The sequence below is a fragment of the Pedobacter agri genome, assembly GCF_032678665.1.
Classification (GTDB): Bacteria; Bacteroidota; Bacteroidia; order Sphingobacteriales; family Sphingobacteriaceae; genus Pedobacter; species Pedobacter agri_A.
In genome coordinates this window covers 38,527-62,412 of record NZ_JAVTSH010000006.1, presented here as the reverse complement: position 1 = coordinate 62,412, position 23,886 = coordinate 38,527, and the positions used below count along the sequence as shown (strand labels likewise).

Annotated in this window: 20 protein-coding genes and 1 tRNA gene; 12 read left to right on the top strand and 9 right to left on the bottom strand. The window is 37.4% G+C overall.

The window, feature by feature from the left end; translation table 11 throughout:
- Positions 1 to 264: 264 nt before the first annotated feature.
- Both R2Q70_RS13545 and uvrA read right to left on the bottom strand, forming a co-directional pair.
- Complete coding sequence (locus tag R2Q70_RS13545) at positions 265 to 918, bottom strand: LysE family transporter (RefSeq protein WP_316808103.1); 654 nt, start codon at positions 916 to 918, stop codon at positions 265 to 267.
- Positions 919 to 926: 8 nt separating this feature from the next.
- On the bottom strand, positions 927 to 3,740 hold the full coding sequence (gene uvrA / locus R2Q70_RS13540) for an excinuclease ABC subunit UvrA (protein WP_316808102.1): 2,814 nt from the start codon (positions 3,738 to 3,740) through the stop codon (positions 927 to 929).
- Positions 3,741 to 4,000: 260 nt separating this feature from the next.
- Here uvrA and R2Q70_RS13535 point away from each other — a divergent pair, with 260 nt between their 5' ends.
- The 5 genes from R2Q70_RS13535 to recA all read left to right on the top strand — a co-directional run bounded on the left by R2Q70_RS13535 (position 4,001) and on the right by recA (position 8,528).
- Positions 4,001 to 4,585 carry an RNA polymerase sigma factor gene (locus R2Q70_RS13535; protein WP_116169471.1) on the top strand — a complete coding sequence of 195 codons (585 nt, stop codon included), beginning with the start codon at positions 4,001 to 4,003 and terminating at the stop codon, positions 4,583 to 4,585.
- A gap of 87 nt (positions 4,586 to 4,672) precedes the next feature.
- Positions 4,673 to 4,867, top strand: a complete 195-nt coding sequence (locus R2Q70_RS13530) for a hypothetical protein (protein WP_316808101.1) — start codon at positions 4,673 to 4,675, stop codon at positions 4,865 to 4,867.
- A gap of 323 nt (positions 4,868 to 5,190) precedes the next feature.
- Entirely contained in the window at positions 5,191 to 6,375 is a 1,185-nt protein-coding gene (locus tag R2Q70_RS13525; RefSeq protein WP_316808100.1) for an MFS transporter, read from the top strand.
- Positions 6,376 to 6,715: 340 nt separating this feature from the next.
- The gene (gene nth / locus R2Q70_RS13520) at positions 6,716 to 7,381 is read left to right on the top strand and encodes an endonuclease III (protein WP_316808099.1); all 666 of its coding nucleotides are present in this window, start codon (positions 6,716 to 6,718) and stop codon (positions 7,379 to 7,381) included.
- 133 nt (positions 7,382 to 7,514) lie between these two features.
- A complete protein-coding gene (gene recA / locus R2Q70_RS13515; RefSeq protein ID WP_010600317.1) occupies positions 7,515 to 8,528 on the top strand; it encodes a recombinase RecA in 1,014 nt (337 codons plus the stop codon).
- 76 nt (positions 8,529 to 8,604) lie between these two features.
- Here the strand turns inward: recA and R2Q70_RS13510 are convergent, their stop codons facing one another.
- The gene (locus tag R2Q70_RS13510; protein ID WP_316808098.1) at positions 8,605 to 8,802 is read right to left on the bottom strand and encodes a hypothetical protein; all 198 of its coding nucleotides are present in this window, start codon (positions 8,800 to 8,802) and stop codon (positions 8,605 to 8,607) included.
- Between the two features lie 60 nt (positions 8,803 to 8,862).
- A complete protein-coding gene (gene tsaD, locus R2Q70_RS13505; RefSeq protein ID WP_316808097.1) occupies positions 8,863 to 9,864 on the bottom strand; it encodes a tRNA (adenosine(37)-N6)-threonylcarbamoyltransferase complex transferase subunit TsaD in 1,002 nt (333 codons plus the stop codon).
- Positions 9,865 to 10,016: 152 nt separating this feature from the next.
- Between tsaD and R2Q70_RS13500 the strand changes: the two genes are divergently transcribed.
- Positions 10,017 to 14,369 (top strand): translocation/assembly module TamB domain-containing protein, encoded by a 4,353-nt coding sequence (locus R2Q70_RS13500; RefSeq protein WP_316808096.1) that lies wholly within the window; start codon positions 10,017 to 10,019, stop codon positions 14,367 to 14,369.
- Between the two features lie 92 nt (positions 14,370 to 14,461).
- Here the strand turns inward: R2Q70_RS13500 and R2Q70_RS13495 are convergent, their stop codons facing one another.
- From R2Q70_RS13495 to R2Q70_RS13485, 3 genes are all read right to left on the bottom strand, one after another.
- The gene (locus R2Q70_RS13495) at positions 14,462 to 15,673 is read right to left on the bottom strand and encodes a bifunctional 3,4-dihydroxy-2-butanone-4-phosphate synthase/GTP cyclohydrolase II (RefSeq protein WP_316808095.1); all 1,212 of its coding nucleotides are present in this window, start codon (positions 15,671 to 15,673) and stop codon (positions 14,462 to 14,464) included.
- A 130-nt stretch (positions 15,674 to 15,803) separates the two neighbouring features.
- Complete coding sequence (locus tag R2Q70_RS13490) at positions 15,804 to 17,234, bottom strand: LptF/LptG family permease (RefSeq protein ID WP_316808094.1); 1,431 nt, start codon at positions 17,232 to 17,234, stop codon at positions 15,804 to 15,806.
- A gap of 29 nt (positions 17,235 to 17,263) precedes the next feature.
- On the bottom strand, positions 17,264 to 17,644 hold the full coding sequence (locus R2Q70_RS13485; RefSeq protein WP_010600323.1) for an START-like domain-containing protein: 381 nt from the start codon (positions 17,642 to 17,644) through the stop codon (positions 17,264 to 17,266).
- Between the two features lie 136 nt (positions 17,645 to 17,780).
- On the opposite strand from R2Q70_RS13485, the gene R2Q70_RS13480 reads away from it, so the two are divergent.
- The 5 genes from R2Q70_RS13480 (at position 17,781) to R2Q70_RS13460 (ending at position 21,652) form a co-directional block, all read left to right on the top strand.
- Positions 17,781 to 17,854, top strand: a tRNA-Met gene (locus tag R2Q70_RS13480).
- Between the two features lie 225 nt (positions 17,855 to 18,079).
- The gene (locus tag R2Q70_RS13475; protein ID WP_316808093.1) at positions 18,080 to 18,874 is read left to right on the top strand and encodes a hypothetical protein; all 795 of its coding nucleotides are present in this window, start codon (positions 18,080 to 18,082) and stop codon (positions 18,872 to 18,874) included.
- Positions 18,875 to 18,979: 105 nt separating this feature from the next.
- The gene (locus tag R2Q70_RS13470; RefSeq protein WP_316808092.1) at positions 18,980 to 19,153 is read left to right on the top strand and encodes a hypothetical protein; all 174 of its coding nucleotides are present in this window, start codon (positions 18,980 to 18,982) and stop codon (positions 19,151 to 19,153) included.
- Between the two features lie 76 nt (positions 19,154 to 19,229).
- The gene (locus R2Q70_RS13465) at positions 19,230 to 19,706 is read left to right on the top strand and encodes a hypothetical protein (protein WP_316808091.1); all 477 of its coding nucleotides are present in this window, start codon (positions 19,230 to 19,232) and stop codon (positions 19,704 to 19,706) included.
- Positions 19,707 to 19,717: 11 nt separating this feature from the next.
- Positions 19,718 to 21,652 (top strand): hypothetical protein, encoded by a 1,935-nt coding sequence (locus R2Q70_RS13460; protein WP_316808090.1) that lies wholly within the window; start codon positions 19,718 to 19,720, stop codon positions 21,650 to 21,652.
- 36 nt (positions 21,653 to 21,688) lie between these two features.
- Here the strand turns inward: R2Q70_RS13460 and R2Q70_RS13455 are convergent, their stop codons facing one another.
- Positions 21,689 to 22,321 (bottom strand): helix-turn-helix domain-containing protein, encoded by a 633-nt coding sequence (locus R2Q70_RS13455; RefSeq protein ID WP_316808089.1) that lies wholly within the window; start codon positions 22,319 to 22,321, stop codon positions 21,689 to 21,691.
- 239 nt (positions 22,322 to 22,560) lie between these two features.
- Positions 22,561 to 22,965: a hypothetical protein gene (locus R2Q70_RS13450; RefSeq protein WP_316808088.1), complete on the bottom strand. Its 405-nt coding sequence runs from the start codon at positions 22,963 to 22,965 to the stop codon at positions 22,561 to 22,563.
- Between the two features lie 366 nt (positions 22,966 to 23,331).
- Here R2Q70_RS13450 and R2Q70_RS13445 point away from each other — a divergent pair, with 366 nt between their 5' ends.
- Positions 23,332 to 23,841: a hypothetical protein gene (locus R2Q70_RS13445; RefSeq protein WP_316808087.1), complete on the top strand. Its 510-nt coding sequence runs from the start codon at positions 23,332 to 23,334 to the stop codon at positions 23,839 to 23,841.
- Positions 23,842 to 23,886: the final 45 nt, after the last annotated feature.

Below are 23,886 nucleotides of genomic sequence, written 5' to 3'. Positions count from 1 at the left end.
CAACCAAAAGTATTTCCGCTTATGTCGGGGCTATTTAACTTAATTTAGATTCAGTTATGAACGGTTTTATGCACAATCCATTGTACCTAAACCCGACATAAACGAGCATCCCGATTTCTCGGGATAAAGTGTTTGGCGGGGCCGAAAGCCGCCATTAAAACAGAACTTTCATTTCCAAATAATGAAATCTATAGCTAATTAAGATTCTGAAACAAGTTCAGAATGAAGACCGCCTAAACACCACATCAATGACGAAAAGCCCAATTATAACAAAATCACCAATTGTTTAACCACCAGGTAAGCCGCTAAAACGTATAAAAATATGGCGATTGATTTATTGATAATCAAACTGCTCAAGGCAAACTTTTCCTGAATAAATGTGGCAAAATGAGCATAAAGATATAGTGCTCCGGCTGAACCAAATCCCGATCCTAACGCAAAAATAACCAGTGATAAATAGTCAGTTTCAATCCATTCGTGCAGGATTACATAGTTACCAAAAAATAGCCAAAAAGGAATTTGAACAGGATTTAATACGCCAAGTATCAATCCATATAATACGCTTCCGCTTCGCTTATCTTCTTTTTTACTGCTTGTTTTCGGTGCTTTTTTACGGTTTACCCAGGTAATGGTACCCATCGTAATAAACATCAGGATCATAAAGCAGTCTACCAATGTTCCCAATCTAACTTCGCTAACCGCCTCATTAGGGTTGATGTCGCTCATCGCCCAGCGGGCAAAACGCATCATACCGAAAGTAAAAAATACTTCAACACAGGAGAACGATATAATAAAGTACCAAACCTGGCGCATACCTTTATTAATGGCAAGCTGCGCTACAGTTAAATTAATATTGCCTGGAGGAATATAGCCCATGGCATTGAGAACGATGCCTATAAAAAAGGTTAGAAAAAGCATTGCCGAAATTATGGATTTAAATTTAAATGCGATGCTAAATATTTTCCGGTGTAAGAGCTTTTCTCTTTAACCAAATCTTCCGGAATACCTTCAAAAACTACCTGGCCACCACCGTCGCCCCCTTCCGGACCAATATCGATTACCCAATCGGCACATTTGATCATGTCCATATTGTGCTCAATTACCAAAATCGTATTTCCCTGTTCAATCAATGTATTAAGCGCCTTTAGCAGTTTTTTAATGTCGTGAAAATGCAATCCGGTTGTTGGTTCATCAAAAATGAACAATGTTTTACTTGCATTATTTCCCCTGATTAAGAAAGATGCAAGTTTGATGCGTTGTGCCTCCCCACCCGATAACGTATTAGATGATTGGCCTAAATGCACATAACCTAATCCAACATCAACCAAAGGATTTAGTCTATTCAGAATTTTCTGATCATCTTTAAAGAACTCCACAGCCTCATCAATGGTCATATCCAGAATTTCGGAAACGTTTTTCTCTTTGTAGGTTACATCCAGCACCTGCTGTTTGAAACGTTTTCCACCGCAAGCTTCACAAGGCAGATAAATATCGGCCATAAACTGCATTTCAATCTTCACTTCACCCTCTCCCTGGCAAACATCGCAACGGCCACCCTCCACATTAAAAGAAAATGCAGCAGGTTTTAAGCCAGCAGCTTTTGCCGAAGCCAGTCCAGAAAACAAAGCACGAATATCATCCCAGGCTTTTACATAGGTCACCGGGTTCGATCTGCTCGAGCGGCCAATTGGGTTCTGATCAACCAATTCTACAGCGCTGATTAAATCATAATTACCAAAAACTCCATCGTAAGCACCGGTTTGTTCTCCGGCATAATTGCCAATGGCTTTTTGTAAAGCAGGATATAGAATCTTCTTAACTAAACTTGTTTTACCTGAACCCGAAACGCCGCTTACAGCTGTAAACACACCTAATGGAAATTTTACGTCAACATTCTGTAGATTATTTTCGCGGGCGCCCTTAATCAGAATATGATCTTTCCATTTACGGCGTTTTTCCGGAATGGCAATTTTTTCCACACCAGATAAGTAACGGCCTGTTAAACTATTTTTATCCTTTAAAATTTCTTCGTAGTCACCACTGAAAACCAAATTTCCACCATGTGTTCCTGCTTCAGGACCAATGTCTATAATGTAATCGGCCGCACGCATCATTTCTTCCTCGTGTTCAACCACCAAAACAGTGTTGCCAACATTTCTCAGCGAGATTAATACCTCGATCAGTTTATTGGTATCACGGGGATGCAATCCAATACTGGGTTCATCCAACACATAAATAGAACCAACCAAACTACTTCCTAAAGATGTGGCCAGGTTAATTCTTTGCGATTCCCCTCCTGATAAAGTATTTGATAAACGGTTTAAGGTCAAATAACCTAAACCAACATTATTTAGGTACAGAAAACGATTATCAATTTCTGCCAGCAAACGTTTGGCTACCTTTGTGTCGGTAGCATTTAATTTTAACTCATTAAAAAAAGTTAAGGCCTTCGCCAATGGCATTAATACCACATCAATGATTGATTTTTCTGCAATTTTTACGTACGAAGCATCTTTACGTAAGCGAGATCCTTTGCATTCCGGGCAAGTTGTTTTGCCACGGTAGCGCGATAACATCACCCGGTATTGGATTTTGTAAGTTTGTTCTTCCAGTTCTTTGAAAAAAGCATCCAATCCGGCAAAATATTTATTGCCCGTCCAAAGTAGTCGCTGCTCTTTTTCAGTTAGCTGACTGAATGGACGGTGAATAGGGAAATCGAATTTAGAAGAAGCTTTGATAAAGTTTTGCAGCCACACACTCATCTTCTCTCCCCTCCAGGGCGCTATTGCATTATCAAAAACACTTTTGCTCTTATCAGGGATAACCAAATCTTCATCAATACCAATTACATTTCCATAACCTTCGCATCTTTTACATGCACCATATGGATTGTTGAACGAGAAAAAATTCGGCGTGGGTTCTTCAAACTTAATTCCATCAAGCTCAAAGCGATCGCTGAAATGTTTGGTTTTGCCTTCCGCTTCTACATAACAATCACCTTTCCCTTCGAAAAAAGCAGTTTGTGCCGAGTCTGCCAATCTGCTCAGCGTTTCCTCTTCCTGGTTGGTTACAATCCGGTCAATTAAAATCTGTACAGTTTTATCATCAGTTAATTCTGCATCTTTAAAATCAGCATCATCTAAAACTGACTCGATTTTCAAAATCTTGTTTTCAATCAATACCCTAAGGAAACCTTTTTGCAACAAAATGGCCAGTTCCTCTTTTATTGTGCGGTTATTGTGCGGATATAACGGGCAAAAAATTGTTACTGTAGTATCTTCAGGCAAGCCATTTACATAATCAACCACAGTGCTTACTGAATCCTTTTTCACTTCTTTGCCAGAAATTGGTGAAATGGTTTTTCCGATCCTCGAAAAAAGAAGCTTTAAATAATCGTAAATTTCGGTTGAAGTACCCACAGTTGATCGTGGGTTGGAAGTAATTACTTTCTGTTCGATGGCAATAGCCGGAGCAATACCTTTAATATAATCTACATCCGGTTTATTCATCCGTCCCATAAATTGGCGGGCATATGATGATAAACTTTCTACATATCGGCGTTGTCCTTCCGCATACAAAGTATCGAAAGCGAGAGAAGATTTCCCCGAACCCGACATGCCCGTTACCACCACCAATTTATTTTTTGGAATCGCAACATCGATGTTTTTAAGGTTGTGCACACGAGCACCTTTTATAATTATATTTCTATGCGGATCTTTTTCGGCTTCTTTTTTGCTCATGTATTATTAAGATTTTAAAATATAACCCAATTGGTAAAGGTTGGGTTTTTAAAACATACAAAAATAGGGTACTGAGACGGTTAATTTATTTTTTAACATTTTATTTTTTGTTTTTTGATAAAAAAATAACTTTCTTTGGATATTAACAACCTCAGAACCAAACTAACACAATCTAAAAAGCATAGGAGAGACGCTATAGAAATTAAACATCTACAAATTAATTTTTAGCAAACAGTACGGGATTTAGTGTAGGTAAACCTATGAATTTACAATCATACAATGATCAGGACCTGGTAAAGTTATACATTACCGGGAACGAGAATGGATTGCAAGAACTTTTGAGAAGACATAAAAGTAAAATTTATACTTCTATCTACTTATTGGTAAAAGACCAATATTTGGCGGAGGATATTTTTCAAGACGCTTTCATAAAAGTAATTAACACCTTGCGATCAGGGCGATATAATGAGGAAGGCAAGTTCTTACCTTGGGTAATGCGTATTGCGCATAATTTAGTAATTGATTATTTCAGAAAGGAAAAAAGAACGCCGATTATTACAAGTTCTGATGGAATGGATGTATTCAATATGCTACACTTTTATGACGAAAGCGCAGAAGAGAAAATGCTTCGCGATCAGACGCATAAAGACCTAAAGGAAATGATTCATTTATTGCCTGATGAGCAGAAAGAAGTGCTTTTAATGCGCCATTATGCAGATTTAAGTTTCAAAGAAATAGCTGATTTAACTGATGTAAGCATTAATACAGCATTGGGCCGTATGCGTTATGCACTAAGCAACCTCCGCAAAATGCTCAAAACTAAAGAGATGACCTACAAGGGGTAATAAAAAAGTTACATGAAATGTTTTAGGGATTGAAATAAAGCATCTGAACTATCGTTAAGTTTATAAACTTATCACATTTAGTTGCTTATGACAAAAACCTCTACATCAAAAAACAATGTAAATTTACCTAGCCACAGTATGTTTCAGCCTAAAACTGATATTGAATCTGACGCAGAGATTGACTTATTTTACGATCAAATCAAAAGTAAGTTAGATCGCCTTGCTAAAAACCCTCAAGATGAAACCATCAACAAGATTTTAGCTTACAGCAGATCAAAGTAATTTTACACTAGCCAAAAAGCTGCCACAAAATGTGGCAGCTTTTTTTTCGCAAAAAAATTAGCAGATTTTATAAATAACAGTTCCTAAACCATTACACACTGCTCCTATTCCAACCATTAGGAACTGCCCCCTACCCATTCTGATTTTCGGGGGATACTTTTTTTGCTTTGCTTATCCTGTTCCCCATTCCCCATTTTGTACTTCCCATTCCCCATTTTCTAATTTCTATTCCCCATTCCTTAAGCTGCCCAATATTTTTTTACATTCCCTTAACGCAAAAACCGCTACCTTTACATAGTGTAAATTAAACACTAAGTATCGACATGAATAAGAACTTACTTCCACTTACCCTGGGTGGTTTAGGCATTGGCATAACAGAGTTTGTAATGATGGGCCTGCTTCCAGATATCGCTAAAGATTTAGCTGTAACCATTCCACAGGCCGGACATTTAATTTCTGCGTATGCTTTGGGTGTGGTAATCGGTGCTCCCTTATTAATTATGATTGCAGGTAAGTATCCACCAAAAAAGATATTAATTGCGCTCATGGTAATGTTTACAGCTTTCAATGCTTTCTCTGCTTTTGCACCGACCTTCGATACACTATTTATTGCCAGATTATTATCAGGATTGCCTCACGGTGCATTTTTTGGTGTCGGCTCGGTAGTGGCGAGCAGAATTGCTGAAAAAGGCAAGGCCGCACAGGCCGTTTCGCTGATGTTTATGGGTCTAACCATCGCGAACATTCTTGGCGTTCCGCTTGGTACCTTCATCGGTCATAACTTTTCCTGGCGCATTTCCTTTGCCGTGGTTGTTTTTGTGGGTTTAGTTACCTTGTTAAGTTTAAAACTTTGGCTACCTGCGTTAGAAGCCACTAAAAACCGTGATTTAAAATCAGAACTCAGTTTCTTTAAGAAAAGAGAAGCCTGGATTATTATCTTGATGATTTCCATCGGAACCGGCGGTTTGTTTACCTGGTATAGCTACATCGCTCCTTTAATGACTGACGTTGCCGGTTTTTCTGCGGGGGCAGTTACCTATATATTAATGCTTGCTGGCGTTGGAATGTTAGTCGGCAATTACATTGGCGGAATTCTGGCTGATAAATTTTCTCCGGCAAAAGCCTCTGCCGCGTTATTGTTAGCCATGGTGCTTACCTTAACCATTGTTCACTTTGTATCGTTTAGTCAGCCGCTGGCTTTAATTATGACATTTATAACCGGGGCCGTTTCATTTGCGCTGGCAGCACCAATACAAATGTTAATGATTCAATCAGCCAAAGGGTCAGAAATGCTGGCTGCATCTGCCAGTCAGGCAAGTTTTAATATTGGAAACGCCTTGGGCGCATTTTTCGGTGGTTTGCCGTTAGTGTATGGCTTCGACTATACCTCACCAGCATATGTTGGCGCCGCAATGGCCCTGATTGGTGCATTTTTCGCCCTCTGGCTAATTAAAAGTAAACAAGGTGCACCAGAGCAAATTAAAGTTGCAGTTTCTTCATTTCATTAATTTTTAGAAAACGAAAGCAACTGCAATTAAAAATGATTAGCCCTGCTGTACGCTGTAGTCCCGATGAAAAATCGGGAGCTGCCGCTTCCATCAGGTTTACAATTAAAGTATGTGCCTTTAATTTCCTCCAACTTAACGGAGCAACTTACTGCAGGGTAACCTGTTTCCTAAAAACTGATACAAACACTTTCCAGACGGCTTGATTTTCAAAAAACTATTTTCCATAATTCCATGGCAACCGCTTACAGGTAAAAATCTGAAAGCGATAACTTCAATAGAAAAAACGATGGCCTACTAACAAAACCTAAATCAGTTTTGCTTTTGCTTACTATATTTGCCCATGCTTAAAAAAGAACGTTATAAACTTTTCGTAGAACATTTTTCGGCAAAGCAACCTGATGCGGAAACTGAACTGCATTACCACAACCCCTATCAGCTTCTAGTTGCTGTTATTCTTTCTGCTCAATGCACCGATAAACGGGTAAATATGGTTACGCCGGCGCTTTTCCAAAGATTTCCAAACGCCAAAAGTCTTTCAGAGGCAACTCCAGATATTGTTTTTGATTACATCAAAAGTATCAGCTACCCAAATAACAAGGCAAAACACCTGGTTGGTATGGCTAATATACTCATCAATGAGTTTAACGATGTTGTTCCTTCAGGCATTGATGACTTGCAAAAAATGCCGGGTGTTGGGCGCAAAACTGCTAATGTTATTGCATCTGTAATTTATAATGCACCGGCAATGGCCGTAGACACACACGTTTTTCGGGTGGCCAATCGCCTCGGGCTCACAAATGGCAAAACGCCCTTAGCCGTTGAAAAAGATTTGGTTAAAAACCTACCGGAACATGATATTCACATTGCTCACCATTGGTTGATTTTACACGGGCGGTATGTTTGCGTAGCCCGAAGCCCAAAATGTGATGTTTGTGAAATTACTTACATGTGTCGGTATTTTGAGCGTTTAACGGCAAAAAATGAAAGAGAAAAACACCAGGCTTAAATTATTTTCAAAATACTATTGACATTAGCCAGAAAACTTTTATCTTAGCTAAATATTTTAGTAAAACAATTATCAACACTCAAGTATATTAGCCGACAATTCAGTTATATTTACCGCAACAAATCATATAAAAATGGCAAGCGCAAATCCAGATAAATTAAAAGCATTACAGCTTACATTAGATAAATTAGAAAAATCTTATGGTAAGGGTACAATCATGAAACTTGGTGATACGGCTATTGAACCTATCGATTTTATTTCTACAGGATCAATTAGTTTAGATATTGCATTAGGTATTGGTGGTATTCCAAAAGGTAGGGTTATCGAAATTTATGGCCCTGAATCTTCAGGTAAAACAACTTTGGCTACCCACATTATAGCTGAGGCACAGAAAAAAGGTGGCATTGCTGCATTTATTGATGCGGAACATGCATTTGACCAATTCTATGCAAAAAAATTAGGTGTTGATACAGATAATCTTTTAATCTCTCAACCAGATAATGGTGAGCAGGCTTTAGAAATTGCTGATAACCTGATTCGTTCTGGTGCAATTGATGTGATTGTGATTGACTCTGTTGCAGCATTGGTTCCTAAAAGTGAAATCGAAGGCGAAATGGGTGATAGTAAAATGGGTTTACATGCCCGTTTGATGAGTCAGGCTTTACGTAAATTAACAGGAACGATTTCTAAAACGGGATGTTGCTGTATTTTTATTAACCAGTTACGTGATAAAATCGGTGTAATGTTCGGAAACCCTGAAACAACTACCGGTGGTAATGCGTTGAAATTCTACGCATCTGTACGTTTAGATATCCGTCGTATTTCACAAATTAAAGATTCTGATGAGGTTTCTGGTAACCGTGTGAAGGTAAAAATCGTTAAAAATAAGGTGGCACCTCCATTCCGTATTGCTGAGTTTGATGTGATGTTTGGAGAAGGAATTTCTAAAAACGGTGAAATTATCGATTTAGGTGTTGACTTTGGCATCATCAAAAAGGCAGGTTCATGGTTCTCTTATGGCGATACCAAACTTGGTCAGGGTAGAGATGCCGTGAAACAATTGTTAAGCGATAACCCAGAGTTAGCCGAGGAGCTTGAAACAAAAATTAAGGCAGAAGTAACAGGCGAACAGTTAGCTGAAAAATAATAGCCAAAAATATATTCTAGAAAAAACGCCTTATCAATTCTGATAAGGCGTTTTTTATTTAAGCTGTAAATTTCAACTAACCCTGGCTAAAAATAGCGTTGAAATCTTTAGTAACATAAACAATAACTAAAAGTGCAGCAATTACTAACGCACCCAAAATAATTACACCCCAACTTCCATTGAGTTTATTTTTATCCTTTCTAATCAGGTAATATAATAGTCCGATCAGCGGGATTGCGCAAACAATCCAAAATATTAATGATGCTCCAGTCATGAAAAAAGTTGAAAGTTTAAAGTTAAAAGTTTAAGGTACAAGTTAGAGGTTAATTATCTGCTAAAATTCCATTCTCGCTTTGGGCGAAACTTCCTGCCCCACAAAATCCTTTGTTAAAAATTTCTGATAACCCGCAATGGCAATCATCCCTGCGTTGTCTGTACAATATTGAAATGCAGGAATATAAACCTTCCAGCCCAATTCAGTAGCGGTTTGTTGTAAGCCATCTCTTAACCCAGAGTTTGCAGAAACACCTCCCGCAATTGCAATTTCATTAATATTAAACTGCTTGGCAGCTTTTTTTAACTTATTCAGTAAAATCTGAACAATGCTATGTTGTACAGAAGCACAAATATCATCTAAATTTTCAGCAATGAAGTTAGGATTCTCTTTTTCTTGTTTTCTGATGAAATATAAAATAGACGTTTTGAAACCACTAAAGCTAAAATTCAACTCGGCAATTTGTGGCTCAGCAAATTTGTAAGCTAAAGGATTTCCATTTTTTGCATGTTTATCAATTAAGGGACCGCCGGGATATGGAAGCTGAAGGATTTTTGCCGTTTTATCAAAAGCCTCTCCTGCTGCATCATCCAGTGTTTCACCAACAATTTCCATATCAAAATAATCCTTTACCAAAACAATTTGCGTGTGTCCGCCAGAAACGGTTAAACACAAAAAAGGGAAATTTGGTTTCGGATCATCAATGAAATGCGCCAAAATATGCGCATGCATGTGATTGACAGAAATTAGAGGTATATTTAATGCCAGTGCAAATGATTTTGCAAAGGAAACCCCTACTAATAAAGAGCCTAAAAGCCCGGGGCCCTGTGTAAAAGCAACGGCACTTATGTCCTGTTTTGTAACCTGTGCGTTTTTTAACGCCTGCTCAATAGTAGGAACAATATTTTGTTGATGTACTCTGGATGCCAATTCAGGGATTACGCCACCATAATTTTCATGAATTGTTTGGTTTGCAATAACATTGGCCGTAATTTTGCCGTTGTTACATATGGCGACTGAAGTATCATCGCAAGAAGATTCGATAGCAAGTATAACAGACAAATTATTTATTTTTAAGCTGCAAAATTATTAAAAAACTATTTAAAATACTCCTTTGGGTAATTGCATCAATAATTTTGCTGCTGGCGCTTATTATTTTTTCACTACAGTTTAAGCCTGTTCAAACTTATGTTGCCCAAAAAGCTGCAGCATATTTGTCTAAAGAGCTTAAAACTACCATATCCATTAAAAGTCTTTACATCAAACCTTTCAAATCAATTGTATTGGAAGATTTGCTAGTGCTCGATCTTCAAAAGGACACCTTGCTGAGTGCTCCGCAATTTATGGTAGATATTAATCAGTTGTTGATTGATAAAAAAATAATTAATATCAATACAGTCCAAATCAATAACGGCCAGTTTTTCCTAAAGGATTTCAAAGATAAGTCTTCTAACCTCGATTTCATCATCAACTATTTTGATTCTGGTAAACCTACTGTAAAGAAACCTGATAGCAAACCTTTTGATGTTACGGTAGGAAGGGTGATTTTAAACAAATTTGCATTCAGGTATAAAAATTATGCCGCTAAGGATACCGTTCAAGGCAAAAATGTAAACTTTGATAATGTTGATGTAAAAGAACTTAGTGGAATTTTTGAAGGCCTGGATACCAAAAATCATTTGGTTAAAACCAATATCAAGAATTTAACTTTAAGAGAAAAAAGTGGGTTTTATTTGAAAAACCTCACCGCAGAAACCACAATTGACAGTAACGCCATCGAACTTAAAAAACTGCTGCTTGTTACTGATCATAGCCGGCTAACTGATTATTACCAAATGAAATTTAAAACCTACAGGGATTTTAATCATTATGTGGATAGCGTGAGGATGAAAGCGATTTTTAAGGAGAGTCATTTATCATCAAAAGACGTGGCATTCTTTGCGCCGGAACTTAACAGCATGAAAATTGAGCTCGATGTAGATGGACAGATTACAGGCTTAGTAAATAACCTTCGGGCAAAGAAACTATCTATCCGCTCAGGAAAAGCAACGCATATTAAAGGTGATTTCATTATTAAAGGGCTTCCAAAATGGAAAGAAACCTTCATGGATTTGAAAATTGAAATGGCCGGCACCAATAAAAAAGATTTGGATGAAGTACTTGCCGGATTTACAGGAAGTAAAAAAGCGGTCATTCCATCCATCGTGAACAAATTTGGAAACATCAATTTTAACGGAAACTTTACAGGTTTTCAGAATGATTTCATCGCCTATGGTGAGTTTAAAACCAAGCTGGGAAGAATTGTTTCTGATGTGAACATGAAAATTGATAAAAATGATGTTCCCTCTTATACCGGAAACGTTAAAACCTTCGATTTTAACATCGGAAATTTGTTGGATGAAAAATCTCTCGGACGGATTTCTTCATCATTATATGTAAAAGGAAGAGGAACCGAATTAAAAGATTTAACCGAGAAACTAAATGGTGACGTAGCTTACATTGATTTTAATGGCTACAGGTATCGCAATGTTAAAATTGACGGAACATTTGAGAAGAAAAACTTTGATGGGAAACTCAGCATCAATGATAAAAATGTGAAATTGATATTTGATGGCGGCGTAAATTTAAATCCAAAACTTCCGGTTTTTAATTTCAATGCGACCATTACGAAGGCAAGATTAAAAGCGCTTAACCTGCTTAACGATTCCTTACTGGTAGATGCAAAGTTTAGTACCAATTTTTCAGGAACGAACTTAAATAACATCGAAGGGCAATTACTTATTCAGGAGATCAGGCTGCAGAATCCAAAAGGCATATACCATGTAGATTCGGTACAGTTAATGGCTCAGGGAACCGGGGTAGATCGAGTTTTAGATATTAAATCAGATATTCTAGATGCTAGCATACGTGGCGAATACGATTTGAATTCGATTGTTTCTTACTACAAAGCCATTGCCAAAACTTATGTACCCTCACTCAGGGCAAACATCATTAATTACAAAAATCAAATATTTAAATTTAACCTGCGGGTGAAGAAATTTGAGCCATTGGCACAATTTATTTCGCCTGGCCTGGAAATGGCAGATGGCGCAACGTTGATTGGCGATTTTGATTCGAGAAATAATACTGCTACATTAAATGGTTATGTCAAAACCTTAAAGTACAATGGGGTTGTCATCAATAATATTATCCTCGATGAAAATACGACGAAAGAGCAGCTGCAACTTATTGTTACATCAGACCGCGTACAACTAAACGATAGCCTTTTTATTAAGGATGTTAACATTTCCAATATTCTCCGCAATGATAGTCTTGCGTTCAACGTGAAGATGTCGAATTCTGACGAGGCTAATCAACTGGATTTAAACGGATTGGTAGAATTTACAAAAAACGAAGATACCATTGCCCGATTGAGTGTATTGCCATCCATTTTGAAAATTAACAGTGAGGAATGGCGCATTCAGGAAAAAGTACGAATTGCCTTAAATAATGGTAAAACGTTAATCAGTAACTTCGATTTAACCAATGGTGAACAGCAGATGACTATTGATGGATTGATTTCTGAAGACCAGAAAGATTTGCTGGTTGTTGGCTTCAAAGATTTTAACCTTAAAACGCTTAATCCGTTTACTAAAGGTTTCGGGGTAAAACTAAGCGGTAATGTAAACGGAATGACCAATTTATATGGCATTTTAAAAGCACCAAAGGTTAATGACGATCTGAAAATCGATTCGCTTACGTTCAACGACATCTATATTGGTACGCTGACGGATACCTCATCATTCAACAATGAATCTAATAAGATTAATGTTTTCACCAGAATTACCACCGAAAATTCGGAGACCTTTAAGTTAACAGGCAATCTTGATTTAAAAGAGAAGCTGATTGATTTAAATGTGAAAATGAAGGATAGCAAACTCACGATTCTGGAGCCATTTGTAAAACAGCTTGTTTCAAATTTAAAAGGTGATATTTCAGCTGACCTTACAGTAAAAGGGAAATTAGATAAACCCCAGATCGATGGAAACCTATCCTTTGATAAAGGACAGCTAATGGTTAATTATCTTAAAACTACTTATGTCATTACAGATGATGTGAAAGTATCCAATAGTGTAATTGATCTGGATGATCTAGAATTAAACGATTTGGAAGGTCATCAGGCTATTGCAGTAGGAAGTGTTGACTTAAACAATCTTGATGACCCGACCCTGGATGTGAAGGTAACGGCAAATAGCTTTATGGCATTAAACACCACTTCGAAAGATAATTCGGTGTACTTTGGAAAAGCCTACGGAACTGGCGTTTTCAAATTCACAGGCCCAACGAGTAAGATGAAGATTGATATTAAGGCGAAAACCGAAAAAGGTACCGTATTTAATCTTCCGTTAAATAGCTCAGAAACTGTATCTGATAAAGATTTCATCAACTTCATTAGCCGTGATTCGAGCAAAGTAGTAAAGAAAACTACCAATTTCGATGGATTAACTTTAACGTTCAAATTAACAATTGACCCCAATACTACAGCCAACATTTATACCACTTTAGGTAATTTAAGTGGAAAAGGAAACGCAGAACTTAATTTGAACATCAATAGTCTGGGCGATTTTGAAATGTCTGGTGACTATATTATTGAGACCGGAAGTTTCGATTTTACTGCTCAGGAAGTGATCAATAAGAAATTTGAGATTAGACAAGGTGGAACCATACGCTGGACAGGAAATCCTACGGCAGCGCAAATTAACTTGAAAGCAGTATATGCATTGAGGGCAAACCTGAATGAGTTGTTTAAGGCGGCAAACAGAGATGCGAGTAGTAATGCCAATCAAAGGGTAAATACTGAAGTAGAGATGGGTTTAACAGGCCTGTTGTTACAACCAGACATTAAGCTGGATATCTTTTTCCCGGCTCAGCCAGCCATTAAAGAAGAGCTCCAAACTTATTTTAGTGATCAGAATAACCTGAATTTACAGGCTTTTAGTTTAATCATCAGGAGGAGTTTTGCTCCTGGAAATGGCGGAGAATCAATCGGAAATCAGCTAAGTTCAACGGCTACAAGCACCGCTACCGAATTGGTTTTTAATCAGTTTAACAATGTACTTTCATCGCTTAACCTCAACTTTGTAGATCTTAACGTTCGTTCGTTAAGCGAAGCAAGTGCTTCCGTAAAACTATTTAACGACCGTTTAATTATCAATGCGGGCATTGTTGACCGGAACAGCTTGAACGACTTTACCATTATAGATTTTAACAGAAGTAATGTTGGTGGCGAGGTAGAAGGACTATTCCTGATTAAAAAAGATGGTAGTTTATTAGGCAAGGTAGCAAATAAGCCACCTACTATTCAAAGTATATTTGCCAACCCAGGTATCGATCAAAATAGAAATGTAACCTCTTTTGGATTAGTTTACACACAACAGTTTGATACTTTTAAAGAATTCATCCAGAAAATTTCAGGTGCTTACCGTAGGAATTTAAAAAGAAAGCAGCAGGATAATCCGGTAAAAACAAATAAATCGATTAATAAGGAAGCGATTATTAACCAAAGTAAGGGTAACCAGAGAAAGTAAATTTGCAGCTTTTAGTTGGCGGTTAGGAAGTGCCAAATTGGATTTGTTAGTTGGCAACTTTCTTGATTGAAAATTGCCAACTGGAAACTAAACTATCCTTTCATAATGGAATGACCCATTTTATCTCTTTTAGTTTTTAAGTAACGCTCATTGTGTACATTACTTTCAATTTCGATTGGAATATTTTCTACAGCTTCTAAACCGTAACCGATAAGGCCAGCTCTTTTTGTTGGGTTATTAGTCATCAGGCGCATTTTAGTTACGCCTTCCGATCTTAAAATTTGCGCACCTACGCCATAATCGCGTTCATCGCCTTTGAAACCTAATTTGATGTTCGCTTCAACAGTATCAAAACCAGCATCCTGTAAATTATATGAGCGAAGTTTATTAATCAGTCCAATACCTCTGCCTTCCTGATTCATGTAAACAACAATTCCTTTGCCTTCTTTTTGAATCATCTCTAAAGCTTTATGCAATTGAGGCCCGCAGTCGCAACGGCATGAACCAAAAATATCACCCGTAACACAAGAACTGTGTACCCTTGCAAGGATGGGTTCATCATTTGCCCACTCTCCTTTTGAAATAGCCAAATGAGTGGCATTATTATCCAGCTGCGTATAAGCAGTCATTTTAAAATCGCCAAAAGCGGTTGGCAAGTCAATAGTTACTTCTTTTTCAATTAAACTATCGATATTTAAACGATATGCAATTAAATCCTCAATTGAAATAATTTTTAGCTGGTGTTGTTCGGCGATTTTTAATAAATCCGGAAGCCTGGCCATTTCGCCATCTTCTTTCAAGATTTCGACCAATAAGCCAGCCGGTTTCATTCCTGCCAAACGAGCTAAATCAACAGCTGCTTCTGTATGACCTGCACGACGAATTACGCCACCATCTTTAGCAATTAAAGGAAAAATATGTCCTGGTCTGCCCAGTTCTTCAGGATCTGTTTTAGGATCTACCAAAGCCAACATTGTTTTAGAACGATCGCTTGCAGAAATCCCAGTGGTACAGCCATGGCCAACTAAATCTACCGACACGGTAAAATTAGTTTCATAGGCAGCTGTATTTTTCCCAACCATTAAATCCAGTTTCAATTCCTTACAACGCTCTTCAGTAAGCGGTGCACAAATCAAACCACGCCCATAGGTTGCCATAAAGTTGATCACTTCTGGCGTAGCATTTTCTGCTGCTGTTAAGAAATCACCTTCGTTTTCTCTATTTTCATCATCTACAACGATGATCACTTTACCAGCTTTGATGTCAGCTATTGCCTCTTCTATGGTATTTAATTTTGTTTGCATTTGTTTAAAAGCATATGTGTAATGAGCATGTTTGAAACTTCCAAAGATTGTCTCAAAATTTGCTAGCACAAAGGTACAACCTAAATGAGCAATATAATGAACAAAATATCATCTGGAAGTAAATGATAGATTAGGCTTGTTTTTGTTTTATCCGAAGTATTTTATTGAAAACCTGCTTGTAGTAATTTACGTCAAATAAGGCTGAATCAACAGTAGCTTTATAGGTTAAAAATACGGCTAAAGGAGATAGAACAATTACAGCAATCCACATCGCGAATATTGGATTTAAGTTGCCTTCACGGGCAGATTTTTCAGCTACCGTAGTGATGATGTGGTACACCAGGAAGAATGATATTGCAGTTACTACAGGCAAACCCATGCCGCCTTTTCTAATAATTGCGCCTAAAGGTGCACCGATGAAAAATAATAAGATACATGAAGCTGCAAGTGTAAACTTTCTTTGGTATTCAATCCTGGTGAAAATAATTTCGCCTACCAACTCATCATGCCTTGGACCTGTATTAGCTAAATTTTGTAAAATACCCGAAACAATGTTTGATGCATTATCTAAAGCAAGTTTTTTGGAACCTCCAGGGATTGATTTTAAAGTAACTTCACCAATTTGCTTTGGTGCTATTTTCACCTTAGAATAGCCTTTGGCCACATTAAACTGTTTAAAATTATTGGCTACGACCCTGTCGGTGCTCATATTTAAGGTATCTAACAACTTACCTAAGGAATCACCTTTTTTGGCAATTCCCTTCAAATTGAGCATTGGCGTACTGTTGCCAAAAGCATTGGGATCAGTTCTGTTCATTTCAAAGGAGGAAAGATCAAATCGTGGCTCTGTTTCTTTAAATCTGCTTCTGTTAAAAACCTGGCGAGGATTATAGGCACCACTGCTACTTGGCTGCTCTTCATACTGCACACCATCCTTTAAATTCAACAATAGGAATTTACCGTCGACGGTTTTATTCATCTGCCCTTGCTTGGCCATAATCACCTTAGGAATACCGTTTGTACCCTTATGATCGTAGATCATGATGTTATGCAAAGTTCCATCTTCATCTTTTGCATCTACACGGATCGAATAATTGGGAATACTGTTATTAAAAACCCCGGGTTTGATTAGGAAAGCCAGTTTTTTATTTCGAACATCATAAAGCAGGGAGCTGAATTTCAGGTTTGCCTTAGGAAGCATATAGTTGGAAAATAAAAATGAGCCAATGGTTAACATGATGATTACCACGAACAATGGCCTCATGGCTTTCTGCAGAGAAATCCCGGCAGACTTGATCGCCACAAGCTCATAGTTTTCGCCAAGTGTTCCGAAAGTCATAATGGAGGAAAGTAGCACAGATAATGGCAGTGCCATAGCAACATTCGCGGCAGAGGCATAAGCCATCAATTCCAAGATGGTATACCACTCGAAACCTTTCCCAATTAAATCATCAATCCACTTAAAAAGAAAAAACATCAAAAGAATAAACATTACCACAAAAAACGTGGCAAGGAAAGGCTTTATGAATGCTTTTATGAGGAGAAGATGTATTTTTTTCACCTTACAAAGGTAAGCAATACGAAGCTAAACTAAGCACCCAAAACGCTAATCAAATAGTCAATTTGGTTATCCCAAATTAATTTTTTCTCAGCAAGCAGGTCATCTGTTGTAAAATCTGTAATCGAAAGCGCAACGTCGTTAGTTAATTCGTCTTGTACAATTTCCATTTCGAAGTAGCATTGCGGTTCGTCATCAAGCCATTTAAACTTCACTAATTTATTCTCTTTTATAGAAACGAGTTTAGCTTTTAGCTGTTCATCATCCCAGGTAAAAGTATAAACCTGATCGCGGAAATTTACATCATCGGCAAACCATTGCGACAAGCCATTTGGCTCACTTATAAAGCTATACAAAATTCGTGGTGACGATTTAACCTCGTACTCAAGCGTAAATTTTTTCTTTTCTGCCATGTTAATTCATTACCAGAATAACTCCGGAAGTATTTTTTTTATTTTATTTTTCTAAAGAAAGGTAATTTATTCTATATTTGCAACTCCAAAAAATAACCACCTAAATATTTGATAATATAAGCAAATATTTTTATCCGGCGGGGTAGCTCAGATGGTTAGAGCGCAGGATTCATAACCCTGAGGTCGGCAGTTCGATCCTGCTCCCCGCTACTATTAAAAGCTCATCGAAAGATGGGCTTTTTTGTTTAAAGGGGTGCTGGCGTAGTTGTTAACGCAGTAATGACTACAAGCATTTGATTGAACTAAAATACTTTAATTGACCGATATTACCAAGTGTAATAGACAACAAACACCATCTTCTGACGCATTAGCTGACGCAGTTTAATATAATTAAACAACATTCTATCTTTGTCACGTTAACCATTACCAAAGAATATGTACACAGCTACCTTATTCCCTGACTTTACAAGGCTTACTTCATACTTAAACGATAGCAATTCTAATAATGGTGTACAATCAGTGAATATAATTCTTGAATATATCGGAGAAGAGAACTTTGAACGAATCTCTACCAAGTTGCGCGTAGAGCTTGAAAAGATCCACCTTGAGGAGCATCATAATGAATTGTTGTATTTGCTATTATTAAAGAATGAACAGATCAGAGTGAGATACGATGCTTACTGGCAGAACTATAATGATGATCTCACCTCTAAAGAGGTAGCGAAGTTCTTGTTAACTTTTAAAGAATCAAAACCGACAGAGCATTTTCAGCTCGTAGCCAAACCATCTTTATCATCTTCCAGTGCAATCAAAGATACAGCAATAGCAAAATGGATGTGCGAAGTGTTATACAACAGAATAGAAACTAAGGAATTCCCTCTGGGCTTATTCGGAGAGAAGCTTGTATATGACTTGTTCGGTAATGATCCTCAATCGGATAACCCCATTGACATCGACAGGCTTAGAACTATAGCCAACAGATCTCCCAAGCTACCAACTGTTAGATTAAAGAAACTTTACGTGGAGCTATGCTGCTACCTTCAGCCTTACTTGAATGAACAAACACACATCAAGGTTCAAACGGGAACAATCCTCTCAGATCAACAAGCCAATCTATTCTTTGAGATCTTAGAAATGATTGGATACATCGATGGAGGTAAGATCACATCTGAGCCTAAAGATTACATGCACTCAATGTTCTCAAAACACGCAAAGTTATATAACTCATAGTCAAGGCTATAATTATTTTAATTCTTCGGTTCTTTCTGTAGCCCCCAGCGTTAATTGGTATTTCGATCTTCGCAGTGTCGTGGAACAATTCACACACCAACAATAATGAATACTTCAAATAACAAAGTAAACAAAATCAGTTTAGAAGAACTAAACCGCGTCGCCAAGTCTGGCGAGCAAAGTGCAATTGTTGATAGCTTTATCAATTCCCTTGAAGACCAATCCGCTGATGATGAAATCATTTGGGATATCGAAGTAATTGACCCGAGAGATTATTAACTTTTATAACAACAGATGAAAGATATCTCTTATGGTAACACACTATAACTTTTCCACGCTTCAACTGTACAACTCATTGCAGCCTGCATTTGGAAAAACAACTACAGCTCGAATCGGCTACTACAACATTCAATCTATCGTCACAATAGATGATGAAATACTATTGGTTGCATTATGGAAGCTACGTTTTAATGAGGACTTCCTCCCTGTTAATCAAGTGCTTATTGATTCAGATGCATTTGAATTCAATCCAGTTGTTAATGCCTCGGTAGACGTTACTAATTTAATTGGATGTACCCTTAACGTTCGCGCATCATATATTGACCTTCAGAACTTTGTCTCGCATACCTGTAACTGGAGCATCATAGAAGACTTAGGAGAAACAGTTGAAGATGAAAAAGTCAACGCTACAGGTTTAAAAGCTGACAAGCAATTAGTTGAAGATGCACAGGCAGTGGAACTTCAGATCGCAAATGCAATGCTCGATATGGATGAAGCTGTGCAAGCCTGGGATGACTATCAGGCTAACTTATTTTATGACCTACACAATTAGAGAAACTAACTATGATTACTCCATTTGATAACTACCACGAAACTATAAATACATCAGCTCCAACCATGTGGGATGAGCCAGAGCTAAAGTTGATACCAAATAACATTCTGTTAAACAAAGTACTTACAGGATGGGGAGCAACCTACTGTGAGATCAAATCACCAAGGCACAGTATCATTTTAGTACCTAATAAGTGCCAAATAGAAAGTAAGTACGCTAATCAAGATGATACAGACTATCTATTTCCAGTAACGGAAGATTACAAAATTGATAGACTGATAAAGCACATCAGGGATGCTAATGGGAGATATATCAAATTCATTTCCACTCCTGAAGGATTGACCAAGGCGATAGACGCTATACTTGCAACTTGTGGCAATCCTTATACTGACTATTTCATTCTTTGCGATGAATCACACAAACTTACATTGGATGTAAACTATAGAGTCAATATAACCCGGGCTATGGATCACTTCTTTTGCTTCCATAACAAGGCATTCATTTCTGCTACACCTTTTATTCCGAGTGATCCAAGATTACAATTCTTTAAAAAGTGGAAAGTGCAGCATGAAAGGTCGATCAAGAAGAAGATTCACCTTCAATACGTTAATAACCTAAGTTCAGCGTTTAAGGAATACATTGAAAGCTATGATGGAGAAATGCTATTCGTGTTCTTCAACTCACTAAATGGAATTCATTCACTGATTACCAAGTTTGGTTTACAGGATGAAGCAAAGGTGTTCTGTTCTAAAGATGGCATAGAGGATTTTAATATGGTTGACTTCAAAGCTGCCTATTATAAAATGGACATCGCTAATTTAGGTAGGGTAAACTTCCTAACAAGTAGCTTCTTCAATGGACTTGATATAACATTGACTGATGTAATGCCAGATATACTAATTCTCACTGATCAAAACTTTGCAAACCATACTATCGTTGATCCTAATACAGATGTCTATCAGATCTTAGGTAGATTTAGGCAGCCAGACCGTGAGTCAAAATCATTGGATAGATATCGTAACGCAACACATATCGTTAGCATAAAACATAGTAAGGCTGTAAAATTAGAATCTGCTGTACAGAATGATGTAGATGAATCGAGAAAAAGGTATCATCAACTATTAGCTATGCAATCTACAACCACTGATGAATATCTCAGGGAGCAAGTTTATGGAGAAGCTATCACACGCGTCAACCCTTACTATAACTTACTTAACAAACAGGGAGACTTTGACCACTTCAAGTATGACAACTATATCTACGGTTATCAACTGAAACTATGTTATTGCCAAGAGCTTGCAATAGGTTTAACTTATATAAAATCAGGTTTGTTTGATTTTTCGGAAAGTAAAAAGGTGTATCTGCCTGAAGAATTCGAAACGATGTCCAAAGGTATTAACAGATACTCTCCATCTAACATTCGAACTATACTGGAATGGTTGGTACAGAATGAAAACAACCAGGGTGAACTAGGAGCTACAGGATGGTATTTAGATATTAGTAAACGATTCCCTCTTATAATAAATGCTGTTAACATTCTTGGATTCGATGAGGTTGAGCAACTTGAAACTAAAAGTCAGATAACAACTGCTCTTCGCAAATTGGAGATCAAAGAAGGCAAGGTTAGCCAAGGAATTATTGATGCAGTGTATCAGGAGTTCATGGTTGGACGAGCATACGAAGCCAAAGACATTAAAGATAAACTACAGTACATATTCGCCAACTACGAATTAAAAGCTAGTGTAAAAGCAACTGATATAAACACTTACTTTACCACACAACCTTATTACGGTCAGAGACCACTAACGAAGAAAGAAAAACAAAGTTTGGATGATCCAGATGAATCAGATAAAACAAAAACTGTGCGGATGGTAAAGCTAGTTAGCAGAAAGTTAAATCAACTAAACCCCCATTCAACTAGAACGCACAATTATAATCCAGACTAGTATATTTAAACCCACCTAAAAATAAAATGTGTAAGCTCATCCAACAATGAGCTTCACATCTGTTTTAATAAATGATCTATCGAACTTACTGTAGTTCCATATCCATTCCATCTTATCTGTGAACTTGTATTTCTTCTGTGGCTTGCGTTTCTTGTAAGTACTAATAGTGCGTTCCATGTATCCTTTTCGAATCAGAGAGTTGACTCTTTGAGTTACAACTTTATAAGTTAAACCTAGCTCTTTGGCTATTTGCTTTAAAGTGTAAAAGGGCTTTATCATCTCGAATGCAAAGAATTGTCTAAGGTTAAGAATCATTGCCTTGTCGTGTAAGTTTAAGTCTGCATCGAAGATGCTATAGTGTATTCTTTCAAACATATAATACTCCTTAAACTCATATTTATTAATTGGGCTTTTACACTGTTCCGTTCGTTTGGCAGAGGGCATGACTGTTATAAATTCAACTGCTTTCAGACGATTCACAGCTTTTATAACATAATCTCTGGAGCAGTTTGCTCTCTCTGCAATAGTTTCATACATTGGAAAGCATCCGTCCAGTTTATCAAAGGATCTAAGTGCGACATAAACCAGTATGTCAGTATACTTCAAACCATTCTCTTTCAGGTTGAGTATTTGAGGTAGACAGACGAACTGTCCATCGTTGTATTTCATTATTCATCATTCATTATCATTAAGACCTCAACACCACAATAATGGCGTATGAGTGTAGATCTTTAGAGTAGGTCGATCTAATTGGGTGGTACATAAAGATACGGAATTTCTGAAGGAGGTCAAAGCAAAAGTTACCTCTCGCATACTCTAATTATACCATGTAATAGTCTGTATAGATAGAGTACGTGTGAGGTAACTGGCTATATCCTTTTTTTACCTCACGCACACTTGATGATAAGTTAGACTTCCAATCTGTATAACCAAACGCAAAGAGGAATTGGTAAGCTGTAGCAAAGTATTAAAGTGAAGTTGCCTCTTTCGTAAACTGAGTTATGATCTGATCTGGCTATCAAGGCAAATGTTATGAAGCAAGCCGTAACAGCAATCAAACTGATTACAATCATTGAAAGTAATGGAGTGATATCTTTACTTTTAAGTAGATAGGTTGCCACAAAGAATACCATTGATGCAGGAAATGAAATCAATGCTGCGATCACAAGAGTTAATAATAAGAACAAAGGCAACTCACCCCAAGGAGCATCCTTCGCCGGAGAAAAGATAATCATCGTTGACCATAGAGCAAACGTACCTATGATGATACTGGTAAGCCATACTTTAATAGTATAATAGAGTGAAGCTGCCATTTGTATAAAAGTAGCAATAGAAGGCTGATATTAAAAATAAAAATTTTAGAATGCCATCTGCACAAGTAGCCCCCCATACTTAGAAACGCAAGTTCAATAATATATGAGGGTTGGCTTATGTAAGGCAGTTTGAATCTTCAGAATATCCTGCTTTTATAAAAGTTAACACCTTACCAATGTCACTCTGCAGGAATAGTGCCAACATCAAAAAATCGAGAATGCCCCCCTCTAGCTGACTGGTAGGACAATAGCCCCGATGCTCCATGTCGAGGGAAATAAAAAGTTAAAAAAAGACTTCTATCACAGGATAAAACACTTTTTCTCTACCTCCGAATTTACAAAGTTTTAACTTTTAAGAAATCAAAAATGCAATTCATTTTACATCCGCAAGAACGAAACAAGCTACCTGATCAGGTCAGGATCAATGAAGAACAATGGTCAAGCAAGCAATCCGTTTACAAGAACCATCATAGAGCGGCCAAGCGTGGAACTGAAATGCAACGCAAGAGCAATCCGCTTACAGAAAGGATGTTTCATATTCTAGTAAAGCATGTTAAGCAACATGCAAGCCAGCAGCCGATCAAAGCAAATCGGGTTTGCATTGAGATCAATTACAAAGTACATCCATTGAACATTGAAATGCTCCATTGCATTCAGACTGCACAGTCCTACTTTGCGTTAAAGTGCGATATGTGGAACAATTATAAAATCGAATACCACTTTTGCAATTGCACCTATGAAGTACAGCTTATCAGTTTGATTCAAACACTTGCAATAGCAGATCAATTGGTGCCATTTAAAATAGCTACAGGCTATTTAAAATATCATAACAGAACTTTACAGGTTCAGCCAGAACGCTTCATCACATTGCTTTAAACAAGCTCCATCCTTATCTTTTAAAAGTTTACACTTTACTATCTA

Coding starts and splice junctions, on each gene's coding strand:
- R2Q70_RS13545 (WP_316808103.1), bottom strand. CDS start 918: ATGCTTTTTCTAACCTTTTTTATAGGCATCGTTCTCAATGCCATGGGC.
- uvrA (WP_316808102.1), bottom strand. CDS start 3,740: ATGAGCAAAAAAGAAGCCGAAAAAGATCCGCATAGAAATATAATTATA.
- R2Q70_RS13535 (WP_116169471.1), top strand. CDS start 4,001: ATGAATTTACAATCATACAATGATCAGGACCTGGTAAAGTTATACATT.
- R2Q70_RS13530 (WP_316808101.1), top strand. CDS start 4,673: ATGACAAAAACCTCTACATCAAAAAACAATGTAAATTTACCTAGCCAC.
- R2Q70_RS13525 (WP_316808100.1), top strand. CDS start 5,191: ATGAATAAGAACTTACTTCCACTTACCCTGGGTGGTTTAGGCATTGGC.
- nth (WP_316808099.1), top strand. CDS start 6,716: ATGCTTAAAAAAGAACGTTATAAACTTTTCGTAGAACATTTTTCGGCA.
- recA (WP_010600317.1), top strand. CDS start 7,515: ATGGCAAGCGCAAATCCAGATAAATTAAAAGCATTACAGCTTACATTA.
- R2Q70_RS13510 (WP_316808098.1), bottom strand. CDS start 8,802: ATGACTGGAGCATCATTAATATTTTGGATTGTTTGCGCAATCCCGCTG.
- R2Q70_RS13495 (WP_316808095.1), bottom strand. CDS start 15,673: ATGCAAACAAAATTAAATACCATAGAAGAGGCAATAGCTGACATCAAA.
- R2Q70_RS13485 (WP_010600323.1), bottom strand. CDS start 17,644: ATGGCAGAAAAGAAAAAATTTACGCTTGAGTACGAGGTTAAATCGTCA.
- R2Q70_RS13475 (WP_316808093.1), top strand. CDS start 18,080: ATGTACACAGCTACCTTATTCCCTGACTTTACAAGGCTTACTTCATAC.
- R2Q70_RS13470 (WP_316808092.1), top strand. CDS start 18,980: ATGAATACTTCAAATAACAAAGTAAACAAAATCAGTTTAGAAGAACTA.
- R2Q70_RS13460 (WP_316808090.1), top strand. CDS start 19,718: ATGATTACTCCATTTGATAACTACCACGAAACTATAAATACATCAGCT.
- R2Q70_RS13455 (WP_316808089.1), bottom strand. CDS start 22,321: ATGAAATACAACGATGGACAGTTCGTCTGTCTACCTCAAATACTCAAC.
- R2Q70_RS13450 (WP_316808088.1), bottom strand. CDS start 22,965: ATGGCAGCTTCACTCTATTATACTATTAAAGTATGGCTTACCAGTATC.
- R2Q70_RS13445 (WP_316808087.1), top strand. CDS start 23,332: ATGCAATTCATTTTACATCCGCAAGAACGAAACAAGCTACCTGATCAG.